Origin of the sequence: Flavobacterium sp. LHD-80 (assembly GCF_030929605.1) — a bacterium.
Taxonomy (GTDB): Bacteria; Bacteroidota; Bacteroidia; order Flavobacteriales; family Flavobacteriaceae; genus Flavobacterium.
The window spans coordinates 13,285-31,534 of the sequence record NZ_JAVFVS010000002.1 but is presented as its reverse complement, the minus strand read 5'-3'; the positions used below and the strand labels follow the sequence as shown (position 1 = coordinate 31,534).

The 18,250-nt window shown below is 32.3% G+C and carries 18 protein-coding genes; 10 read left to right on the top strand and 8 right to left on the bottom strand.

The features are described 5' to 3' along the window. Positions 1 to 130 precede the first annotated feature (130 nt). The 10 genes from RB619_RS03130 to RB619_RS03085 all read left to right on the top strand — a co-directional run bounded on the left by RB619_RS03130 (position 131) and on the right by RB619_RS03085 (position 8,777). Positions 131 to 1,096: a Gfo/Idh/MocA family oxidoreductase gene (locus tag RB619_RS03130; protein ID WP_308094075.1), complete on the top strand. Its 966-nt coding sequence runs from the start codon at positions 131 to 133 to the stop codon at positions 1,094 to 1,096. A gap of 91 nt (positions 1,097 to 1,187) precedes the next feature. Then, a complete protein-coding gene (locus RB619_RS03125) occupies positions 1,188 to 2,075 on the top strand; it encodes a 3-hydroxyacyl-CoA dehydrogenase NAD-binding domain-containing protein (protein WP_308094073.1) in 888 nt (295 codons plus the stop codon). Between the two features lie 12 nt (positions 2,076 to 2,087). Further along, positions 2,088 to 2,609: a hypothetical protein gene (locus tag RB619_RS03120; RefSeq protein WP_308094072.1), complete on the top strand. Its 522-nt coding sequence runs from the start codon at positions 2,088 to 2,090 to the stop codon at positions 2,607 to 2,609. Then, positions 2,600 to 3,259 (top strand): YggS family pyridoxal phosphate-dependent enzyme, encoded by a 660-nt coding sequence (locus tag RB619_RS03115; protein WP_308094070.1) that lies wholly within the window; start codon positions 2,600 to 2,602, stop codon positions 3,257 to 3,259. Before RB619_RS03120 ends, RB619_RS03115 begins: the two co-directional genes overlap by 10 nt. Before the next feature lie 87 nt (positions 3,260 to 3,346). Next, positions 3,347 to 4,708 carry an exonuclease domain-containing protein gene (locus RB619_RS03110; RefSeq protein WP_308094068.1) on the top strand — a complete coding sequence of 454 codons (1,362 nt, stop codon included), beginning with the start codon at positions 3,347 to 3,349 and terminating at the stop codon, positions 4,706 to 4,708. Between the two features lie 30 nt (positions 4,709 to 4,738). Then, on the top strand, positions 4,739 to 5,578 hold the full coding sequence (locus tag RB619_RS03105) for an ion transporter (RefSeq protein WP_308094066.1): 840 nt from the start codon (positions 4,739 to 4,741) through the stop codon (positions 5,576 to 5,578). 154 nt (positions 5,579 to 5,732) lie between these two features. Continuing rightward, positions 5,733 to 6,656 (top strand): tRNA (adenosine(37)-N6)-dimethylallyltransferase MiaA, encoded by a 924-nt coding sequence (gene miaA, locus RB619_RS03100; RefSeq protein ID WP_308094064.1) that lies wholly within the window; start codon positions 5,733 to 5,735, stop codon positions 6,654 to 6,656. A gap of 51 nt (positions 6,657 to 6,707) precedes the next feature. Continuing rightward, entirely contained in the window at positions 6,708 to 7,370 is a 663-nt protein-coding gene (locus RB619_RS03095; RefSeq protein ID WP_308094062.1) for a hypothetical protein, read from the top strand. 2 nt (positions 7,371 to 7,372) lie between these two features. Continuing rightward, complete coding sequence (locus RB619_RS03090; protein WP_308094060.1) at positions 7,373 to 7,975, top strand: hypothetical protein; 603 nt, start codon at positions 7,373 to 7,375, stop codon at positions 7,973 to 7,975. 43 nt (positions 7,976 to 8,018) lie between these two features. After that, a complete protein-coding gene (locus tag RB619_RS03085; protein WP_308094058.1) occupies positions 8,019 to 8,777 on the top strand; it encodes an acyl-ACP thioesterase domain-containing protein in 759 nt (252 codons plus the stop codon). Between the two features lie 213 nt (positions 8,778 to 8,990). Here RB619_RS03085 and RB619_RS03080 read toward each other — a convergent pair whose 3' ends face one another. From RB619_RS03080 to coaBC, 8 genes are all read right to left on the bottom strand, one after another. Continuing rightward, positions 8,991 to 9,707: a response regulator transcription factor gene (locus tag RB619_RS03080; protein WP_026729443.1), complete on the bottom strand. Its 717-nt coding sequence runs from the start codon at positions 9,705 to 9,707 to the stop codon at positions 8,991 to 8,993. Positions 9,708 to 9,710: 3 nt separating this feature from the next. Beyond that, complete coding sequence (locus RB619_RS03075; RefSeq protein ID WP_308094057.1) at positions 9,711 to 11,297, bottom strand: HAMP domain-containing sensor histidine kinase; 1,587 nt, start codon at positions 11,295 to 11,297, stop codon at positions 9,711 to 9,713. Positions 11,298 to 11,356: 59 nt separating this feature from the next. Next, positions 11,357 to 11,953, bottom strand: coding sequence for a dephospho-CoA kinase (gene coaE, locus RB619_RS03070; protein ID WP_308094056.1), 597 nt, complete (start codon positions 11,951 to 11,953; stop codon positions 11,357 to 11,359). 1 nt (position 11,954) lies between these two features. Beyond that, on the bottom strand, positions 11,955 to 12,953 hold the full coding sequence (locus RB619_RS03065; protein WP_308094054.1) for a glycosyltransferase: 999 nt from the start codon (positions 12,951 to 12,953) through the stop codon (positions 11,955 to 11,957). A 125-nt stretch (positions 12,954 to 13,078) separates the two neighbouring features. Next, positions 13,079 to 14,269, bottom strand: a complete 1,191-nt coding sequence (fabV, locus tag RB619_RS03060; protein ID WP_308094047.1) for an enoyl-ACP reductase FabV — start codon at positions 14,267 to 14,269, stop codon at positions 13,079 to 13,081. A gap of 105 nt (positions 14,270 to 14,374) precedes the next feature. Then, positions 14,375 to 16,027 (bottom strand): DNA repair protein RecN, encoded by a 1,653-nt coding sequence (gene recN / locus RB619_RS03055; RefSeq protein WP_308094045.1) that lies wholly within the window; start codon positions 16,025 to 16,027, stop codon positions 14,375 to 14,377. A gap of 58 nt (positions 16,028 to 16,085) precedes the next feature. Beyond that, positions 16,086 to 16,970, bottom strand: a complete 885-nt coding sequence (locus tag RB619_RS03050; RefSeq protein WP_308094043.1) for a DUF4835 family protein — start codon at positions 16,968 to 16,970, stop codon at positions 16,086 to 16,088. A gap of 66 nt (positions 16,971 to 17,036) precedes the next feature. Beyond that, on the bottom strand, positions 17,037 to 18,248 hold the full coding sequence (coaBC, locus tag RB619_RS03045) for a bifunctional phosphopantothenoylcysteine decarboxylase/phosphopantothenate--cysteine ligase CoaBC (protein ID WP_308094041.1): 1,212 nt from the start codon (positions 18,246 to 18,248) through the stop codon (positions 17,037 to 17,039). Positions 18,249 to 18,250 lie beyond the last annotated feature (2 nt).

Here is an 18,250-nt window from a genome sequence, read left to right as displayed (position 1 = left end):
TTAAATATTAAATTAATACAGTCGAAAGTCGAAAGCCATAATTTGCAATTCACAACTCACAACTCACAATTCCCTAAATTCATTTTTACTTTCAACAAATAAATTCTATTTTTGTTTAAAATACATTCTCATGTTAAAAGTAGGAGTTTTAGGTGCTGGTCATCTTGGTAAAATACATTTACGCTTATTACAACAATCTGACAAATACGAATTAGTTGGATTTTACGACGAAAATCAAGAAAATGCCGAAAGAATTTCAAAAGAATTTGGCTATAAAAACTTCAGCACAATCGCAAAACTTATTCACGCTGTCGACGTGATTGACATTGTTACTCCAACGCTTTCACATTACAAATGTGCAAAAGTTGCGATCAAATCAGGAAAACATATCTTTATTGAAAAACCAATTGCAAACACTGTTGAAGAGGCTGAAGAAATTATTGCTTTAGCTAAAGAATACAATGTAAAAGGGCAAGTTGGCCATGTTGAGCGTTTTAATCCTGCTTTTATTGCCACAAAAGAAATGATCGAAAACCCGATGTTTATTGAAACGCATCGTTTGGCCGAATTTAATCCGCGTGGTACAGATGTTCCTGTAGTTTTGGATTTAATGATTCATGATATTGATGCCATTTTAAGTGTTGTCAATTCAAAAGTAAAAAATATTAATGCAAGTGGCGTTTCTGTAATTAGTGATACTCCGGATATTGCAAACGCCCGAATTGAATTTGAAAATGGCTGTGTTGCTAATTTAACAGCAAGCCGAATTTCGATGAAAAACATGCGTAAAACACGTTTCTTTCAAAGAGATGCCTACATTTCGGTTGACTTTTTAGAAAAAAGATGCGAAGTGGTTCGTATGAAAGATGCTCCTGAGGTTCCTGGAGATTTTGATATGATCCTTCAAAATGCCGAAGGTGTAAAAAAACAAATCTATTTCACTAATCCAGATGTTGAACAAAACAATGCTATCTTAGACGAATTAGAATCGTTTGCGCACGCAATCAACACAAATACAACTCCAGTTGTAACGCTTGAACAAGCGACAGATGCTTTGCGCGTGGCGTATCAAATTATTGATTGTTTCGATAAATAAATAGAAATTCAAAAAATATAATTAGCCACGAACTCACATTTAATTGGTGATTTCGTGGCTAAAATCATAAATATAAATATCAAAAAATAAAATGAAAACTATAGCTGTAATTGGTGCTGGAACAATGGGTAACGGAATTGCTCATACTTTTGCACAAAGTGGTTTTGTTGTAAAACTAATTGATGTTTCAGAAAAATCATTAGATAAGGGAATGGCAACTATTGCTGCCAATTTAGAGCGAATGCTTGCAAAAGGAACAATTACGCAAGAAGATGTTGCAAAAACAATTACCAACATTATTACCTATACTGATATTAAAGACGGAGTTGTTGGCGTTGATTTGGTTGTCGAGGCTGCAACTGAAAATGTAGAACTGAAACTGAATATTTTTAAACAATTAAACGAAGCTTGTTCTCATAATACTATTTTAGCAACCAATACCTCTTCGATTTCTATTACACAAATAGGATCTGTAGTAGCACATCCTGAACGTGTTATTGGAATGCATTTTATGAATCCCGTGCCGATTATGAAATTGGTTGAAATCATTCGTGGATATAACACAAGCGATGAAGTAACTAAAATCATCATGGATCTATCTGAAAAGTTAGGTAAAGTTCCTGTTGAAGTAAACGATTATCCTGGTTTCGTAGCAAACAGAATTTTAATGCCAATGCTAAACGAGGCAATCGAAACGTTATACAATAAAGTGGCAGGCGTTTATGAAATTGATACAGTAATGAAATTAGGAATGGGACATCCAATGGGACCGCTTCAATTAGCTGATTTTATTGGTCTTGATGTTTGTCTTGCGATTCTAAATGTAATGTACGAAGGTTTCAAAAATCCAAAATACGCTCCTTGCCCATTATTAGTAAATATGGTTAGAGCTGGAAAATTGGGAGTAAAATCTGGTGAAGGTTTTTATGATTATAGCGAAAGTAAAAAAGCAGAGAAAATTTCGAAGCAGTTTGTTTAAGAATTTTTAAATATGACAACATTTGAGAGCGAATATATAAATTTCAATCAGCGTCTTTTTACTTTAAGAAATTTATCATTCCTTATTGAATTTCTTATTTATTCATCTCTAATTATATTTTTTAATCTCTCAAAATTTTATACAATAATAATTGAGTTATTTCTTTTGGCAATCTGTTGCTTTATCATCATTAGCAGGAGTAAAACGAATGTTGATTTAATAACCTTTCAGGAAAATAGGATTATTTTAAATGGTGAAACATTTAATACGAAATGGATAAAATCAATAGATATAAAAGAAACTTATATTCAGATAAAGAGTATTGGCTCGCGAAAAGGATTACGTGGTGCGGTTTTTTATCTAGAAATAAAAAATAAAAACGATAATTACATCATAAACTCATTCGAAACCTATTCTGACGAAGGAATAGTAGAGATCTTTAGTGAGTTTAAGAAGTTCAAAGACGAAAAAATTATCATTGACGAAAAATTGATAATATTGAGAATTCAAGAAAAAATAGAAAAATGTCAATAGCATCAAACTTAAATACAATTAAAGCAAGTTTACCTGAACATGTAACTCTTGTTGCCGTTTCAAAAACAAAACCTGTTTCAGACTTATTGCAAGCCTATGAAGCCGGCCAGCGTATTTTTGGAGAAAACAAAATCCAGGAAATGACGGAGAAATGGGAACAAATGCCAAAAGACATTCAATGGAATATGATTGGTCATGTACAGTCGAATAAAGTCAAATTTATGGCACCATTTGTGAATTTGATTCATGGCGTTGACAGTTTGAAATTATTGCAGGAAATAAACAAACAAGCTTTAAAAAACAATAGAACAATAGATTGCCTTCTTCAAATATATATTGCTGAAGAAGAATCTAAGTTTGGTTTGGACGAAAATGAATTAAATGAACTTTTAACTTCTGTGGAGTTTAAAGAGTTGAAAAATATTCGTATCTTAGGTTTAATGGGAATGGCAACTTTTACAGAAGATCAAAACCAGATTAAAAAAGAATTTACACATTTAAAATCGATTTTTGATTCGATAAAAGAATTGAAAACTGAAAACTGCAGCCTGAACACTATATCAATGGGAATGTCTGGAGATTATCAATTAGCGATAGAATGCGGAAGCACGATGGTTCGCATTGGAAGCAGTATTTTTGGAGGAAGATAATTCTCAAAAATCATCTATTGTAAGACGCGCTGCTGTTCGCCACTACAGAAAAACTGAATACTAAAAACTGAACACTGATTACTGAATTTGTACGCGATATTAGACATAGAAACCACTGGAGGACAATTTAATGAAGAAGGAATTACTGAAATCGCCATCTATAAATTTGATGGACATGAAGTAGTTGACCAGTTCATTAGCCTTGTCAATCCCGAAATTCCGATTCAGCCTTTTGTTGTAAAGCTTACCGGAATAAATAATGCTATGTTGCAGTCGGCACCAAAATTTTTCGAAGTTGCCAAACGAATTATAGAAATAACTTCAGACTGCGTTATTGTCGCTCACAACGCCTCTTTTGATTACAGAATTCTTCGTACAGAGTTCAGACGTTTAGGCTACGATTTCGAAGCAAAAACGCTTTGTACAGTAGAATTGGCTAAAAAACTAATTCCAGAACAGCCTTCTTATAGTTTAGGAAAATTAGTCCGCGCACTCGGAATCCCAATGGCTGATAGACATCGTGCGAGCGGTGATGCAATGGCTACCACAAAGCTTTTTAAAATGCTTTTGGAAAAAGACGTCGAAAAAACAATCGTAAAAGATTTTATAAAACTTGAAGTCGAAAAAGGAATTTCGCCAAAATTCCTTGACCTAATAAATCAAATGCCAACAAAAACCGGCGTTTATTATATCTATAACGAAGGCGGCACTTTAATATACATTGGCAAAAGCCAAAACATAAAAAAGAGAGTTAATCAGCATTTTACAGGCATTACAACTAAAAGTAAAAAGATTCAGGCTGAAGTTTTTACCATAACGTATGATGAAACTGGAAGCGAATTAATTGCACTTTTAAAAGAAAGTGAAGAAATAAAAATAAACAGACCAAGACACAATCGTTCACAGAAAAAAACATTTTTTCCCTTTGCATTGTATGCAGAAAAGGATGCTAATGGATATATAAATTTAAAACTTGAAAAAGCAGACGGCCGAAAAAAAGAAATAACCTCATTTGCTTCTTTTCAGGAAGGCAAAAACGCTCTTTTCAAGTATACCGCAAAATATCATTTGTGCCAAAAACTCACAGGATTGTATCAAACGAAAAAAGAGTGCTTTCAATATAAAATTAAAGAATGTGACGGCGCCTGCATTGGCGAAGTGACGCCCGAGACTTATAATTTAAGAGTACAACAATTCATTTCAGAAAATAGTTTTGACAACAAAAGCATGATTCTTCTTGACAGAGGCCGAAATGTAAATGAACGAAGCGCAGTGTTAATTGAAGATGGGATCTATAAAGGTTACGCTTATTACGATCTTAATTATCAAATTACTAATATCGAAATCCTTAAAAATATTTTGACGCCAATGCAACACAATCGCGACGTCAAGAACATCATTCAAAATTACATTCGAAAAAGTAAATCGTTAAAAATTCTTCATTTTTAACACATCGAAACTTTCATTATCTTTATTGATATGAAAAACCAAAAATCGCAATACGAAATATTCAGAGAGAAAATCAAAATCATTCTTTATGGTACAAATACCATTTTAGGAAGAATGTTTGATTTAGTATTATTAGGCTTGATTTTATTGAGTGTTTTACTAATTATGCTCGATACCGTAGAAGGAATTAGCTCCAAATACCATGATCAATTAATGATCTGCGAATGGATCATCACGGTCTTTTTTACCATCGAATATATACTCCGAATAATCTCAATTCAAAAACCCGTTAAATATATTTTCAGCTTTTACGGAATCATCGATTTATTGGCCGTCCTGCCTATGTATCTATCTATATTTTTTCCAGGCGCAAGCATTTTATCGATTGTAAGAGCGTTGCGTTTTATGCGATTATTCAAAATTTTACATATTCCACAAATTTCTCATCAATCATTACAACTTAAAGAAGCTATTGAAGCCAGTAAAGAAAAAATTCTGGTTTTCATTTATTTTGTACTCATTAGCACTGTGATTATTGGCACTGTTATGTACTTAGTCGAAGGCAAAGAATCTGGATTCACCAGTATCCCAATGGGAATTTACTGGACAATTGTAACCTTAACAACCGTTGGTTATGGAGACATTTCTCCTCAATCACCTTTAGGACAATTTATCGCTTCCTTAGTAATGATTTTAGGTTATGGAATAATTGCGGTTCCCACTGGAATTGTGACTGCAGAATTTGCTAAAAGCAGTCTAAGAAACAGTGTTGTAGGAACTAAAAAAATATGCCGAAAGTGTCAGTCGCAAGTTCATTTTGATAATGCGAAATATTGCTACGAATGCGGAACTGAATTGCCAAATAAATAATTATATGAAGCTAATCCAGCTGTACATTGCAACTCCTCCTTATCTTTGTTGTTTTTTAAAGGCATAAAAGGAGCTTCCGTTGGTCGCTCTTTTACACCAAAAAAAACAAACAAATATAAGTCCGGGGTTTCCATTTCCATCTGGGCTAAAAAATATGAAATACCTAATAACCATCGTCGGACCAACAGCTATAGGCAAAACAGCCTTAAGCATTGCTTTGGCACAACATTTTAAATGCGAGATCGTTTCTTGCGACAGTCGACAGTTTTTCAAAGAAATGACCATTGGAACCGCAGTTCCTAATAAGGAAGAATTAAATTCGGCTAAACATCATTTTATTCAAAATAAATCCATCTTCGAAAACTACACCGTTGGCGATTACGAAAAAGAAGCTTTAGCCAAAATCGAAGAACTATTTCAAACCAATGATTTCGTAATTCTTATTGGCGGTTCAGGCTTATATGTTGACGCTGTTTTAAAAGGTTTTGACGAATTTCCAGAAATCGATCCAAAAGTTCGTTTAGAAGTAAACTCGAATTACGAAAAACTCGGAATCGAGTATCTTCAGGAACAATTGAAAAATTTAGATCCCGAATATTATCAAAAAATAACAGCCGAAAATCCTCAGACTTTACAAAATCCACAGCGAATGATGCGTTTTGTAGAAGTATGTCTAGGGGCTCAAAAACCCTATTCATCATTTCTAAACCAAAAGAAAAACAACAGAGACTTCACTCCTATTTTAATAGGTTTAGATGCCGAGAGAGAAATCATCTACAGCAGAATCAATCAGCGCGTTGATATTATGATGAACGAAGGTTTACTTGATGAAGCAAAAGCATTATATCCTAATAAAGGCTTGAATGCGCTTCAAACGGTAGGTTATAGAGAATTATTTAGTCATTTTGATGGAGAATTCACCTTGCAATTTGCAATTGAAGAAATCAAAAAAAACACAAGAAGATTTTCCAAAAGACAATTGACATGGTTCAAAAGAAACGAAAATACAAAGTGGTTTGATTACGCTACAGAAAGACAGAAAATATTTGATTACATAAATTTAAAATTAAAAATATAATTTTCTTACATAATTATATCTATATTTAAACTTCCTTCAAATTGATTCTAAATGAAAAAAATCCTACTTCTGTTTATTACAGCATCACTATGCTATGCTTGCGAAATTCAATACGATGGAGAAACCAGAATCGTAGTTCAAGGTCAATTAATTGATAAAAACAACAACCCTGTTTCAAATAAAAAAATTGAAATTACAACCAGTACTGGTGGAACTTTTGGAACCAGTGATTTAATAAGCTATGCCAACTCAGGTGCAGACGGAAAATTTACGCTGATCTTTCCAGCTCCCAAAAACGATAGTATTTCTATAGTAACTTCCATTAATCAATATCAAAATAACGAACTCCAATCTAAGACAATATACGGCCTGAAGAAAAATTTCAGCAATTACAAATTAGATTTAAATCAAGTCGTTTTGTATGAAACAAAAGATATTACACAATTAGACATTCTTCTGAATAAAACCACAAATAACAAGCAAGTAACAGACATTCAAATTGAAGGCTTGCAATCTAATTCCTATATTGACTTAAACACTAAAAAAGATAAATACCAAGTACTTAATACTCACTTTGACGTAATAAAAAATCAAAATATAAATTTAAGTTATAAAATCCTCGATTATTCAAATCCGACAAAACCTGTCGCAACTGATCATAAAGCCACTATTGCGATCAATTCCGAAAAAGTAATTCATTCTATAACTTATTAATTATGAAGTTTAAAGTTTTATTTTTTTTATTTTTTTTATTTTTTTTACAATTATCATACAGTCAAGAAACTGAAAATAAAAAACCAGTAAAATTCAATCACGATATTCGAATAAACGCAATAATTCCGTCAAATTTTGGAGACAATTATTTAGCAAAAGCTAACGATGCAAAGCTAGGAGTTGGAACTAATTTCAGTTTTTTACGAATTTATGATTTCAAACTCGGTGCGGGCTATGATTTTATTCCATATTCCATTACTGATATTACCTTGGCAGGAAATATCAAAAGATCAGAATTTCATACCGTGTACGCAGATATAGCCTACGAAATAAAAATAACCGAAAAACTGAATATTGAGCCTTATATTGGTTTTGGAGGAGCAAAACTTAAATTCGAATCAGATGGAAGAAGTTTCGGAAATCAAAAAGGAAACAATTTCAGAATTGGTTTTAATACTGACTACAAACTAGCCAAAAGATTATCGGCATTTGTTGCAATTTGTTATCTTGATTCAAAACTAGATATCAATACTTCACCGGAATTTATTTCATTTTATGACAACGCAAAGATGTTTCAATTCATTATTGGTTTAAAAATTCATTAATTTTACAATAATTTAAAATCAATAATAAAAGGAATACGATCTTATGCCAATATCTCCAAATTTCACTTCAGTTTTAAGCAAAGACTGGGAAATCAATTTCACACAATGCACACCAACAGGTTTTTTAAAATATACCGATTTGTGTAATATTTTACAATTAACCGCAGCGGCACATTCAGAAGTTGGCGGAATTAGTTTTTATGATATGCAGGAATTTCATCAGGCATGGGTTTTAAGCCGAATGCGCGTTGAAGTTCATGCTTTACCAAAATGGCAAGACGTTGTAACCGTAAAAACATGGATTAATAGTCTGGAAAATTCTCGTTCAGTACGTGCATTAGAAATGTATGTAAACGGCAAAAAGATTGTTGGTTGCGAAACCTATTGGGCTGTTTTCAACACGCAAGCACGCCGTCCAGAAGCTTTGGCTTTGCCTTATGAACATTTCGAATTATTTCCTGAAAAAAGAGCTACAGAAGAAGGTTTTTCTAAAATAAACATCAATCATGAAAAAGAAGCTGTTTTTGAAAAAACAGTTTATTTATCTGATTTAGATATTGTAAATCACGTAAACAATGTAAAATATCTGGAATGGTGCCTTGATCATGTTGATCCTAAACGAATCATGAAACAAGAAGTCAAAAGCTTCGAAATGAATTTTATGAAAGAGCTGTCGTTAAAAGATAAAGTTGTAATTCATGAAAGCGAAGACGACGATCACACAACTGCAACATTTAGCATTACAAAAGGCGAGAAAACTTGTTTTGCTTTGGAATTGCATTGGAAGCAAAAATATTCATAAACTTATTTTTAAACTTACTTTTACGCAATATTGTCATTTCGACGAAGGAGAAATCTCCACGAGAAGCTCTACAAAGATTGGCAATTTTGATTGCGGAGTTACTTGCGAAGATTTCTCCTTCGTCGAAATGACAAGATTGCGCAATCTTTTTCTGAACAAGAATAAAAAAAGCCCTGATTTCTCAGAGCTTTTATATTATTTCAAGTGAATTTGTTATTCAGTTACTTTGCTTTTTACAACTAATCTGAAACCTTCTCCGTGAATGTTTAAGATTTCAACATCTTCATCTGCTTTTAGATATTTTCTAAGCTTAGCGATGTAAACGTCCATACTTCTTGAAGTAAAATAGTTGTCATCTCTCCAAATTTTTGTTAAAGCTAATTCTCTAGGCATTAAGTCATTTTCATGAAGAATCAGCATTTTTAGCAATTCATTTTCTTTTGGAGACAATTTGATTGGCTCTTCATCTTGAAAAGTCAAGAATCTAAGTTTTGAATTCAGATGGAATTTACCGATGTTAAATTCAAATTGAACCTGCTCTGCTTTATTGTCAGCAGATTTTCTTTGAATAATCGCTTTAATTTTCATCAATAAAACCTCAGAATCAAAAGGTTTATTTAAATAATCGTCAGCACCCGCTTTATATCCTTTCAAAACATCCTCTTTCATAGATTTTGCTGTCAAGAAAATAATTGGCACTTCACTGTTTTTTTCTCTAATTTCTTTGGCTAAAGTATAACCATCTTTATAAGGCATCATTACATCAAGAATACATAAATCATATACATCTTTCTTGAATTTTTCGAAACCTTCCATACCGTTTTTAGCTAAAGTAACTTCAAAGTCATTTAACATTAGATAATCTTTAAGAACTGCCCCGAAATTTAGGTCATCTTCTACTAAAAGTATTCTTTTGTTATTATTTTCCATATTTTAATTTATTAATGGTATTTTTATTATAAAGGTGCTACCTTTTCCTTTTTCGCTTTCTACATATACTTGACCATTGTGATCTTCTACGATTCGTTTTACATAAGCAAGACCCAGTCCGTGTCCTTTTACATTATGTAAGTCTCCTGTATGTTCTCTGTAAAATTTCTCAAAAACTCGTTTTTGGGCTACCTTACTCATACCAAGACCATTATCTTTTACTTTTATCAGAATCATGTCTTTAACATTTTCTGTAAAAATTTCGATTTCAGGAATATCCGGTGAATATTTTATTGCGTTTTCTAAAATATTAACCAAAACATTTGTAAAATGCACTTCATTAACCAAACATGTTGTTCTTGAAGCGTTCAAATGTTTCACCACCGTTCCGTTTCTATCTTCTAAAATTAGATTTACGTGTTCAATTGCATCATCAATAATATCATGAATTGCTGTTGGTTCTTTTGTAATATCTAATTCTCTTTTTTCTAATTTCGAAATTCGAAGAACATTCTCAACCTGAGCATGCATTCTCTTATTTTCATCCCTAATCATCTGAAGATAACGATAGACTTTTTCTTTGTCTTCAATGACCTTTGGGCTTTTTATCGCATCAAGCGCTAAATTTATAGTCGCTATTGGAGTTTTAAACTCATGCGTCATATTATTTATAAAATCTGTTTTAATTTCAGATATATGTTTTTGACGCAACAACTGATTCAAAGCACTTGTATATGCTATTATTATAATAAGCGTAAATACAATCGATAATATTGTAATGCTCAACAACTCTGACAATAAAAATTTCTTTTTATGTGGAAATGTAATGAATAACTCATATTTACTATTTCCTTCGTTATCAGTATATATTGGCACATGATAACTCGCATCTTTATCGTAATGAAACCCATCCGATTTGACTTTTGTTGGCAAACCACTATTAAGAACACCAAATTCGAATTTGGTTTTTACGCCATATTCTTCTAATTCTTTCTTTAATAGCTTGTAAAGTTTGTCTTTTGTAATTCTACCTTCAATAGGAGTCAGCGAAGCGATATCTTTGTATTGAATTTGCTGTTGCACTTTGTTTAAGATATCTAAACTGCCTGATTTTTCAATTTTCAAATCAGGAATAATAGTCTGTCCTAAAGAATTATTATCAATACTGTTATTGTTATTATAAACTTCAGTTACACGTTTCGAACTAAAATTTTTAAATCTTTCACTGCTGAACTTTTTATTAAAAAGCGATCCGCTAATGTCGTAATCTTCAGAAGTTAGCGTGTTAGAATATACGATTGTTTTATTTGTTTTTGTATTTCTCTGAACGTATAAAACCTCCAGTAAATCTTCTTTTTTAGGAATTTTACCAGTACTGTCTTTTATACGATTGTATTTATCATAAAAACTATACTCTTCTTGCTGCTCTAGTTTATCAGCAACATTTCCAATTACTTGAGTAACGTGGTATTTAAATTGTTCGTCATTATTTTTAAACGAAGAATTGAACCAAAATACTTGAACCAGAATTATCCCGATTAAGGACAAACTCATAAGCAAAACAAGTATTCTAAAAAATAATTTATTCATCGAAACAAAATTAATATTTTAACAATATACTAAATAATACATTAACCAAATATTAACATTTAAGACTGATTTTGTTTAATATTTAAAATTTTAAGAATTTTAACAACTTCTTCCTTAGCAATTTTAAGATTTACGTTATTAATAATAAAATTACTCTTCAAAATGCGATCTTCATCTTTCCATTGCATCTGCATCCTGCTTAAAACTTGCGCTCTTGTGGTATTATCGCGTTTTAAGACTCTTTCTATTCTGACTTCTTCTGGAGCGGTTACCAAAATTATAAAATCACAGTCTTTGTATCTGCCGCTTTCGAATAAAATTGCAGCTTCATAAATTACATATTCTTCATTTTTATGCTGTAAAATCCAAGATTCAAAATCTTCTTTTACTGCGGGATGAACAATTGCGTTCAGTTTTGCTAATTGATCAGCATTGTTAAATACAATTTCAGCCAGTTTTGCTCTGTTTAAAACATTATTTTCAAAAAGTGATTCTCCAAATGTTTTCTTTACTTTCTCAATAACTGTTTCAGAATGCATAACAGCTCTTGCTGCATCATCGGCAATATAAACGGGAACTCCCATTTCTTTGAAATAATTCGCAATAGTTGTTTTGCCACTGCCAATTCCGCCCGTTAAGCCAATAACTTTTGTCATTTTAAACTTTAAAAAACATACGAGGAAACGCTTCTTGCGGTTTTTTCTTTAAGAGAATAATTTTTACAAATGATTCAAAAAATCCCGTTCCGTAACCATAAAATTGTTTCCAAACTGCAATTACAGAAAGATACCCAATTTTAATGCTTTTATTTTGAATACTTGCTGTAAGAAAAATTATAACGAAATATACAAAATATAATTGTAATAAAATATCAATATTGAAAATTAACAATAAAAAAGCTAATAATAATCCGAACAGGAAGAATGTCGGAAAAAAGAAAGTCAATTTATTATGTTCTGGATACCAGCTATTTAGTATTGGTCTTGCGATTCCAAATTTATGAACCTGAATTGAAAATTTCTCCCAATCGATTCTGCGTTTATGATACACGTAAGCTTCTGAAAACAAACGAGTTTCAAAACCTAAATTCCATAAACGGATCGATAAATCTGGATCTTCTCCAGGGTGAATATTGCCAAAACCTTTTGAAATCTGAAAAGCTTTTTTAGAAATTCCCATATTGAAACTTCTTGGCTGAAACTTATTAATTTTTTCAGAGCCGCCTCGAATACCACCAGTTGTCAAGAATGACGTCATTGCGAAATTAATCGCCTTCTGAATGCTTGAAAAGCTGTCTAATGCTTTATCTGGACCACCAAAACAATCTACATATTCGTTATTTAACGCTTTTCTAACTTCCGTTAAATAATTGGAAGGAATGATGCAATCTGAGTCAAAAATGATAAAATAATCACCGCGCGCTTTCTGCATTCCAAAATTTCTCGAATCTCCTGGACCTGAATTCTCTTTAAAATAATATGAAATATTCAGCTTTCCCTGATAATTCATCACAACATCCTTGCACGGAATCGAAGAACCGTCTTCAACAAGAACAATTTCAAAAGGTTCATTATAATCAGATTTTGCGAGACTTTCTAAAAGTTCATCAACTTCATCTGGACGATTATACACGGGTATAATTAAAGAAAAAATCATAATGGGATATGCGGTATTAGAATGGCAATTTTTTAAATTTCAAAATTTTAACAAAGATAGGCTATATTCATAAAAAAACCATCAACTTTTGATTGATGGTTTTCATTTTATATTTTTCAATATCCTTATTTGATACTTTCAATATCAACTACTTCATTTGCCTCAGCCTGATAGTCAACCCCAGCAAATTCAAATCCGAATAAATTAAGGAAATCGTTTCTGTATCCAGCTAAATCACCAATTTCTGGCAATGTTTCAGTTGTAGCTTCTAACCAAAGTTTAGCCACTTTTTCCTGAACATCATCTCTCATTTCCCAGTCATCAATTCTGATTCTTCCTTTTTCATCAACAGGAACTTCTGAACCGTTATATAATCTATCTTGGAACAAACGCTGAATCTGCTCGATACATCCTTCGTGAATTCCTTCTTCTTTCATAATTTTATATAAAAGAGAAATATACAATGGAATTACAGGAATTGCAGAACTTGCCTGAGTCACTAATGCTTTATTTACTGAAACATAAGCTTTTCCTCCAATAGATTTTAAACTATCAGTAATTGTAAATGCAGTAGCTTCTAAATGATCTTTTGCACGTCCAATAGTACCTTTACGGTAAACCGCTTCTGTCAATGATGGCCCAATATAAGAATAGGCAACTGTTGTAGCGCCGTCAGCTAATAGATTTTCAGCTTTTAAAGCATCAATCCACATTGCCCAATCTTCACCTCCCATTACAGCAACTGTATTTTCAATATCTTCTTCATTTGCAGGAGCGATTGAAACTTCAGAAACTTTTCCTGTGTGAAAATCAACAGTTTTATTGGTAAATGTTTGTCCAATTGGTTTTAAAACTGAACGATGCGTAACTCCCGTAACAGGATTTGTACGCACTGGAGAAGCCAAACTGTAGATTACAAGATCTACTTGTCCTAAATCAGCTTTAATTAAATCAAGCGTTTCTCTTTTTATTTCGTTTGAAAAAGCATCTCCATTGATACTTTTTGCATATAGACCTGCTTTGTGAGCTTCTTTTTCAAATGCTGCAGAATTATACCAACCTGGTGAAGCTGTTTTTCCTTCAACTGGTGGTTTTTCAAAAAACACTCCAATTGTTGATGCATCAGATCCAAAAGCACTTGTGATTCTTGAAGCCAATCCGAAACCTGTTGAAGCTCCAATAACCAATACTTTTTTAGCACCAGCAATTGATCCTTTTGATTTTACATATTCTATTTGATTTTTAACATTTTGCTCGGCACCATCTGGGTGTGCTGTCAAGCAAATAAAGCCTCTCATTCTAGGTTCTATAATCATATTTTCTTGTTTATTCGTTAATATAGCAATCGCCAATTCAGACAATTAATTAACTTATTTAGCTTTGTTTAATTCGTTTTTAGATGACAAATATAAAGTATTTCTTTAGTTCAACAAGGCTTTAGCATGATTTAAAGCCGAATCAGAAACAACTGCACCCGATAACATTTGAGCAATTTCGATAACTCTTTCGTCCTGAGACAGAAGCTTTAATTCTGATTGTGTGTCGTCATCGACAGTCGATTTGAAAACTTTAAAATGAGAATCTCCTTTTGCCGCAATTTGAGGTAAATGCGTTATTGCAAATATTTGCATCGATGTACTCATTTCTTTCATGATTTCGCCCATTCTAATAGCGATTTCACCAGAAACTCCTGTATCAATTTCGTCAAAAATCAATGTTGGAAGTTTTGAATATTGTGCCAAAATTGCTTTTACAGCCAGCATAATACGAGACATCTCCCCGCCTGACGCTACTTTCTTAAGCAATCCAAAGTCGGTTCCTTTATTTGCAGAAAACAAAAACTGAAGTTCATCTTTACCATTTGAGAAATACGTTTCTGATGGCAAAAGTTCGATATTAAAACGCACATTCGGCATTCCTAAAGTTTCTAAAATAGAAATCAATTTATTAGATAAAACCGGAATTGCGTTCGATCTATTTTGATGAATTGTTTTAGAAAAAACATCTAATTCAATTACTTTTTGATCAATTATTTTAGATAATGAAGCTATTTCTTCTTCAATATTACCTAATTCTAAAACCGTATTACTCAATTCGGCTTCAATTTGAATTAATTCGTCAACAGTAGCTACTTGGTGTTTCTTTTGAAGATTATAAATCAATTGCAATTTTTGGCTGATCATTTCTAGTTGAGCAGGATCATTCAATAATTTCTCTGAACAATTTTGCAATTCTTTCGAAACATCATCAAATTCAATTGCCAAACTAATAATTCTTTCAAAAAGATTTTGATATTCGGTTGAAAATGGAGCAATTTTTTGAAGTGCAGTTTTCACTTCATTCAGATTATGCAAAACACCAAATTGCTCTTCATTAGCAATCACTAAAGACTTATCAATTGATTCTTTAATAACCTCAATGTTATTTAATTTTTCAAAATCAGCTTCTAGTTCGGCTTGTTCTCCTGATTTCAGTTTAGCAGAAACCAACTCATTCAATAAAAAAGTATTGTATTCCTGCTCTTTTCCAGAATCAGACTGTTTTTTCAGCAATGCATTTAGCTTTGATTTATCTGCTTTATATGTTTTTAACAACTTTTGGTAATCTAAAATAACATCTCCATTGTTTGCAATGGCATCAATTATCTTAAACTGAACACTTTCATCAGACAATTCTTGAGTTTGTTGTTGCGAATGAATGTCAATTAAAAACAGGCTCAAATCCTGTAATTCCTGAAGATTTACGGGACTATCATTGATAAAAGCACGAGATTTTCCTGAAGGCAGAATTTCACGTCGTATAATGGTTTCGTCTTCATAATCTAAGTCATTTGCCTCAAAAAAATCTTTTAGATTGTATTTTGAAATTTCAAATTGTGCTTCAATTATGCATTTTTCCTCTTTATTTTTTAAAGAAGTCAAATCGGCTCTTTTGCCTAAAACTAAGCCCAAAGCACCTAATATAATCGATTTACCTGCTCCCGTTTCACCTGTAATTATTGAAAATCCTTTTGAAAAATCAATAGAAAGTTTTTCAATCAAAGCATAGTTTTTAATCGACAGAGAAGTAATCATAAAATAATTTGTAGATAAAAGTTAATGAGAGAAAGTAAAAGTAAGACTAAAAAATCAACTAAAACTTAATTTGCGACCATTTTGTACTATTCAATGGCGAAACTTTATTTAAAACATCGGTTAAATCTGAAACCGTAATACTTGGTCCGCCAGAAAAAATTGAAGTAATTTCATCTGATTTTGCGTCAAAAAAGACTCTGGTCAAAAAAGCGTTTGGTTTGACACTATTGAATTTCCCAATCAACATTAAAGACGCTTTAATTTTTTCCTTTGATCCTTTCAAATCATCGCTCATAGTATCTAATCCTGAGTGGTACATATACGTTACCTGACGTAAATCGCTATACATTGGCGAAATCATATCAGTTATTAAATAATAACGATTCTGAATTCCGTCAGCTTGGCTCCAGCCTTTAAAGCCACCTTGCTGTGCTACATTGGCAATATTTTGAGCCGTTTGAAGATATTGATTACCCGCTCCTAACTGAAATGTATCAGCATCCATTCCCAAAATCAAGTAACTGTAAAAAGAAACAACAGAAACTAAATTAGATTCAAAAGTAGTGGGATTAAACAACAAGGGTTCATATTCTGTGTATCTAAAACTAAAATCTTTGTCATTATAATTTAAGACAGGAGAAGAATAAGTTGAATTAAAAATCAATCGTGAAGATTGTACCTGAATAGTTCCGCTAAACTGATCTGAATTATTTGAAGACAATGTAATATACATTGAACAGTTTATACGCTCATTTTGTTTTAGTACAGAACCAGTCCAATCTGTTTTATTCACAAATTCTGACAATGAAGTCTGAAGTGTTTTAAAAACCTGTTGATTCGGATTGGGAAGTCTTTCTGTATTTATGGTAACAATACAATTTAACTGCTGTGCTTGAGTAAAGCCAAAAATTAAAAACATTAAAACTGTAACTGCTTTATTCATAAAAAAAGATTTGTGTTGATGTAAAATTGCTATTGCTACTTTATCTTAAACTCAAATAGAAGATTATTATTTTGCAAAATGCAAAATCACTTTGTTTAAAATATCAACAGCAACAGACTCTTTTGATTTTAATTCCATTAGTTCGATTTTAAAATCTTTGTCAATAAAAGTAACTTTATTGGTTTCTTTTTTAAAACCTGCACCTTCATCCTGCAAGGAATTAAGAACAATCAAATCTAAGTTTTTTTTCTGAATTTTCAGCTTGGCATTTTCAATTTCATTTTGAGTTTCCAAAGCAAAACCAATTAAAAACTGCTCTTTCTTTATTGCTCCTAATGATGCCAAAATATCTTTTGTTTTTTCAAGCTCAATTGAAAACTCATCAGCTGCTTTTTTAATTTTCTGAAGTGCTACAACTTTAGGTCTATAATCAGCTACAGCTGCTGCCGCAATAGCTACATCAACATCATTAAAATACAAGTGACAAGCATCGTACATTTCTTGTGCCGAAACCACATTTACTACTTCAACTAAACTATTTTTAGTTTTAAAATGCGTTGGACCAGAAATTAAAACAACTTCTGCGCCTAGGTTTGCAGCTTCATTTGCAATATCAAAACCCATCTTTCCAGAAGAATGATTTCCAATGAAACGCACTGGATCTATTGCCTCATATGTTGGGCCGGCAGTAATAAGCATTTTTTTTCCTTTTAATGGAAGTTTGCTTTCTAAATCGGCTTCAAGAAAAGCGATGATATTCTCAGGCTCAGCCATTCGGCCTTCGCCGGACAAACCGCTTGCAAGTTCTCCATTTTCAGCAGGAATCATTACGTTTCCAAACTGTTTTAAAGCAGCAAAACTTGATAAAGTTGAAGGATGTTTGTACATATCCAAATCCATTGCCGGAGCAAAATAAACAGGACATTTAGCTGATAAATAAGTTGCTATTAAAAGATTATCGCAGTTTCCTGTTGTCATTTTAGACAACGTGTTTGCAGTTGCCGGAGCAATTAGCATTAAATCAGCCCAAAGTGCCAGATCAACATGATTGTTCCAGACAGCATCTTGATCCTCTTCATTAAAGAAACTGGAATGTACAGGATTTTTTGATAAAGTAGATAACGTAAGTGGCGTTACAAAATCCTTAGAAGCAGGTGTCATTATCACTTGGACATGTGCACCTGCTTTTATAAAAAGTCGTACTAATGAGGCTGTTTTATAGGCTGCAATTCCACCAGACACTCCCAGTAAAATTTTTTTCCCGTTTAAAACTGACATTT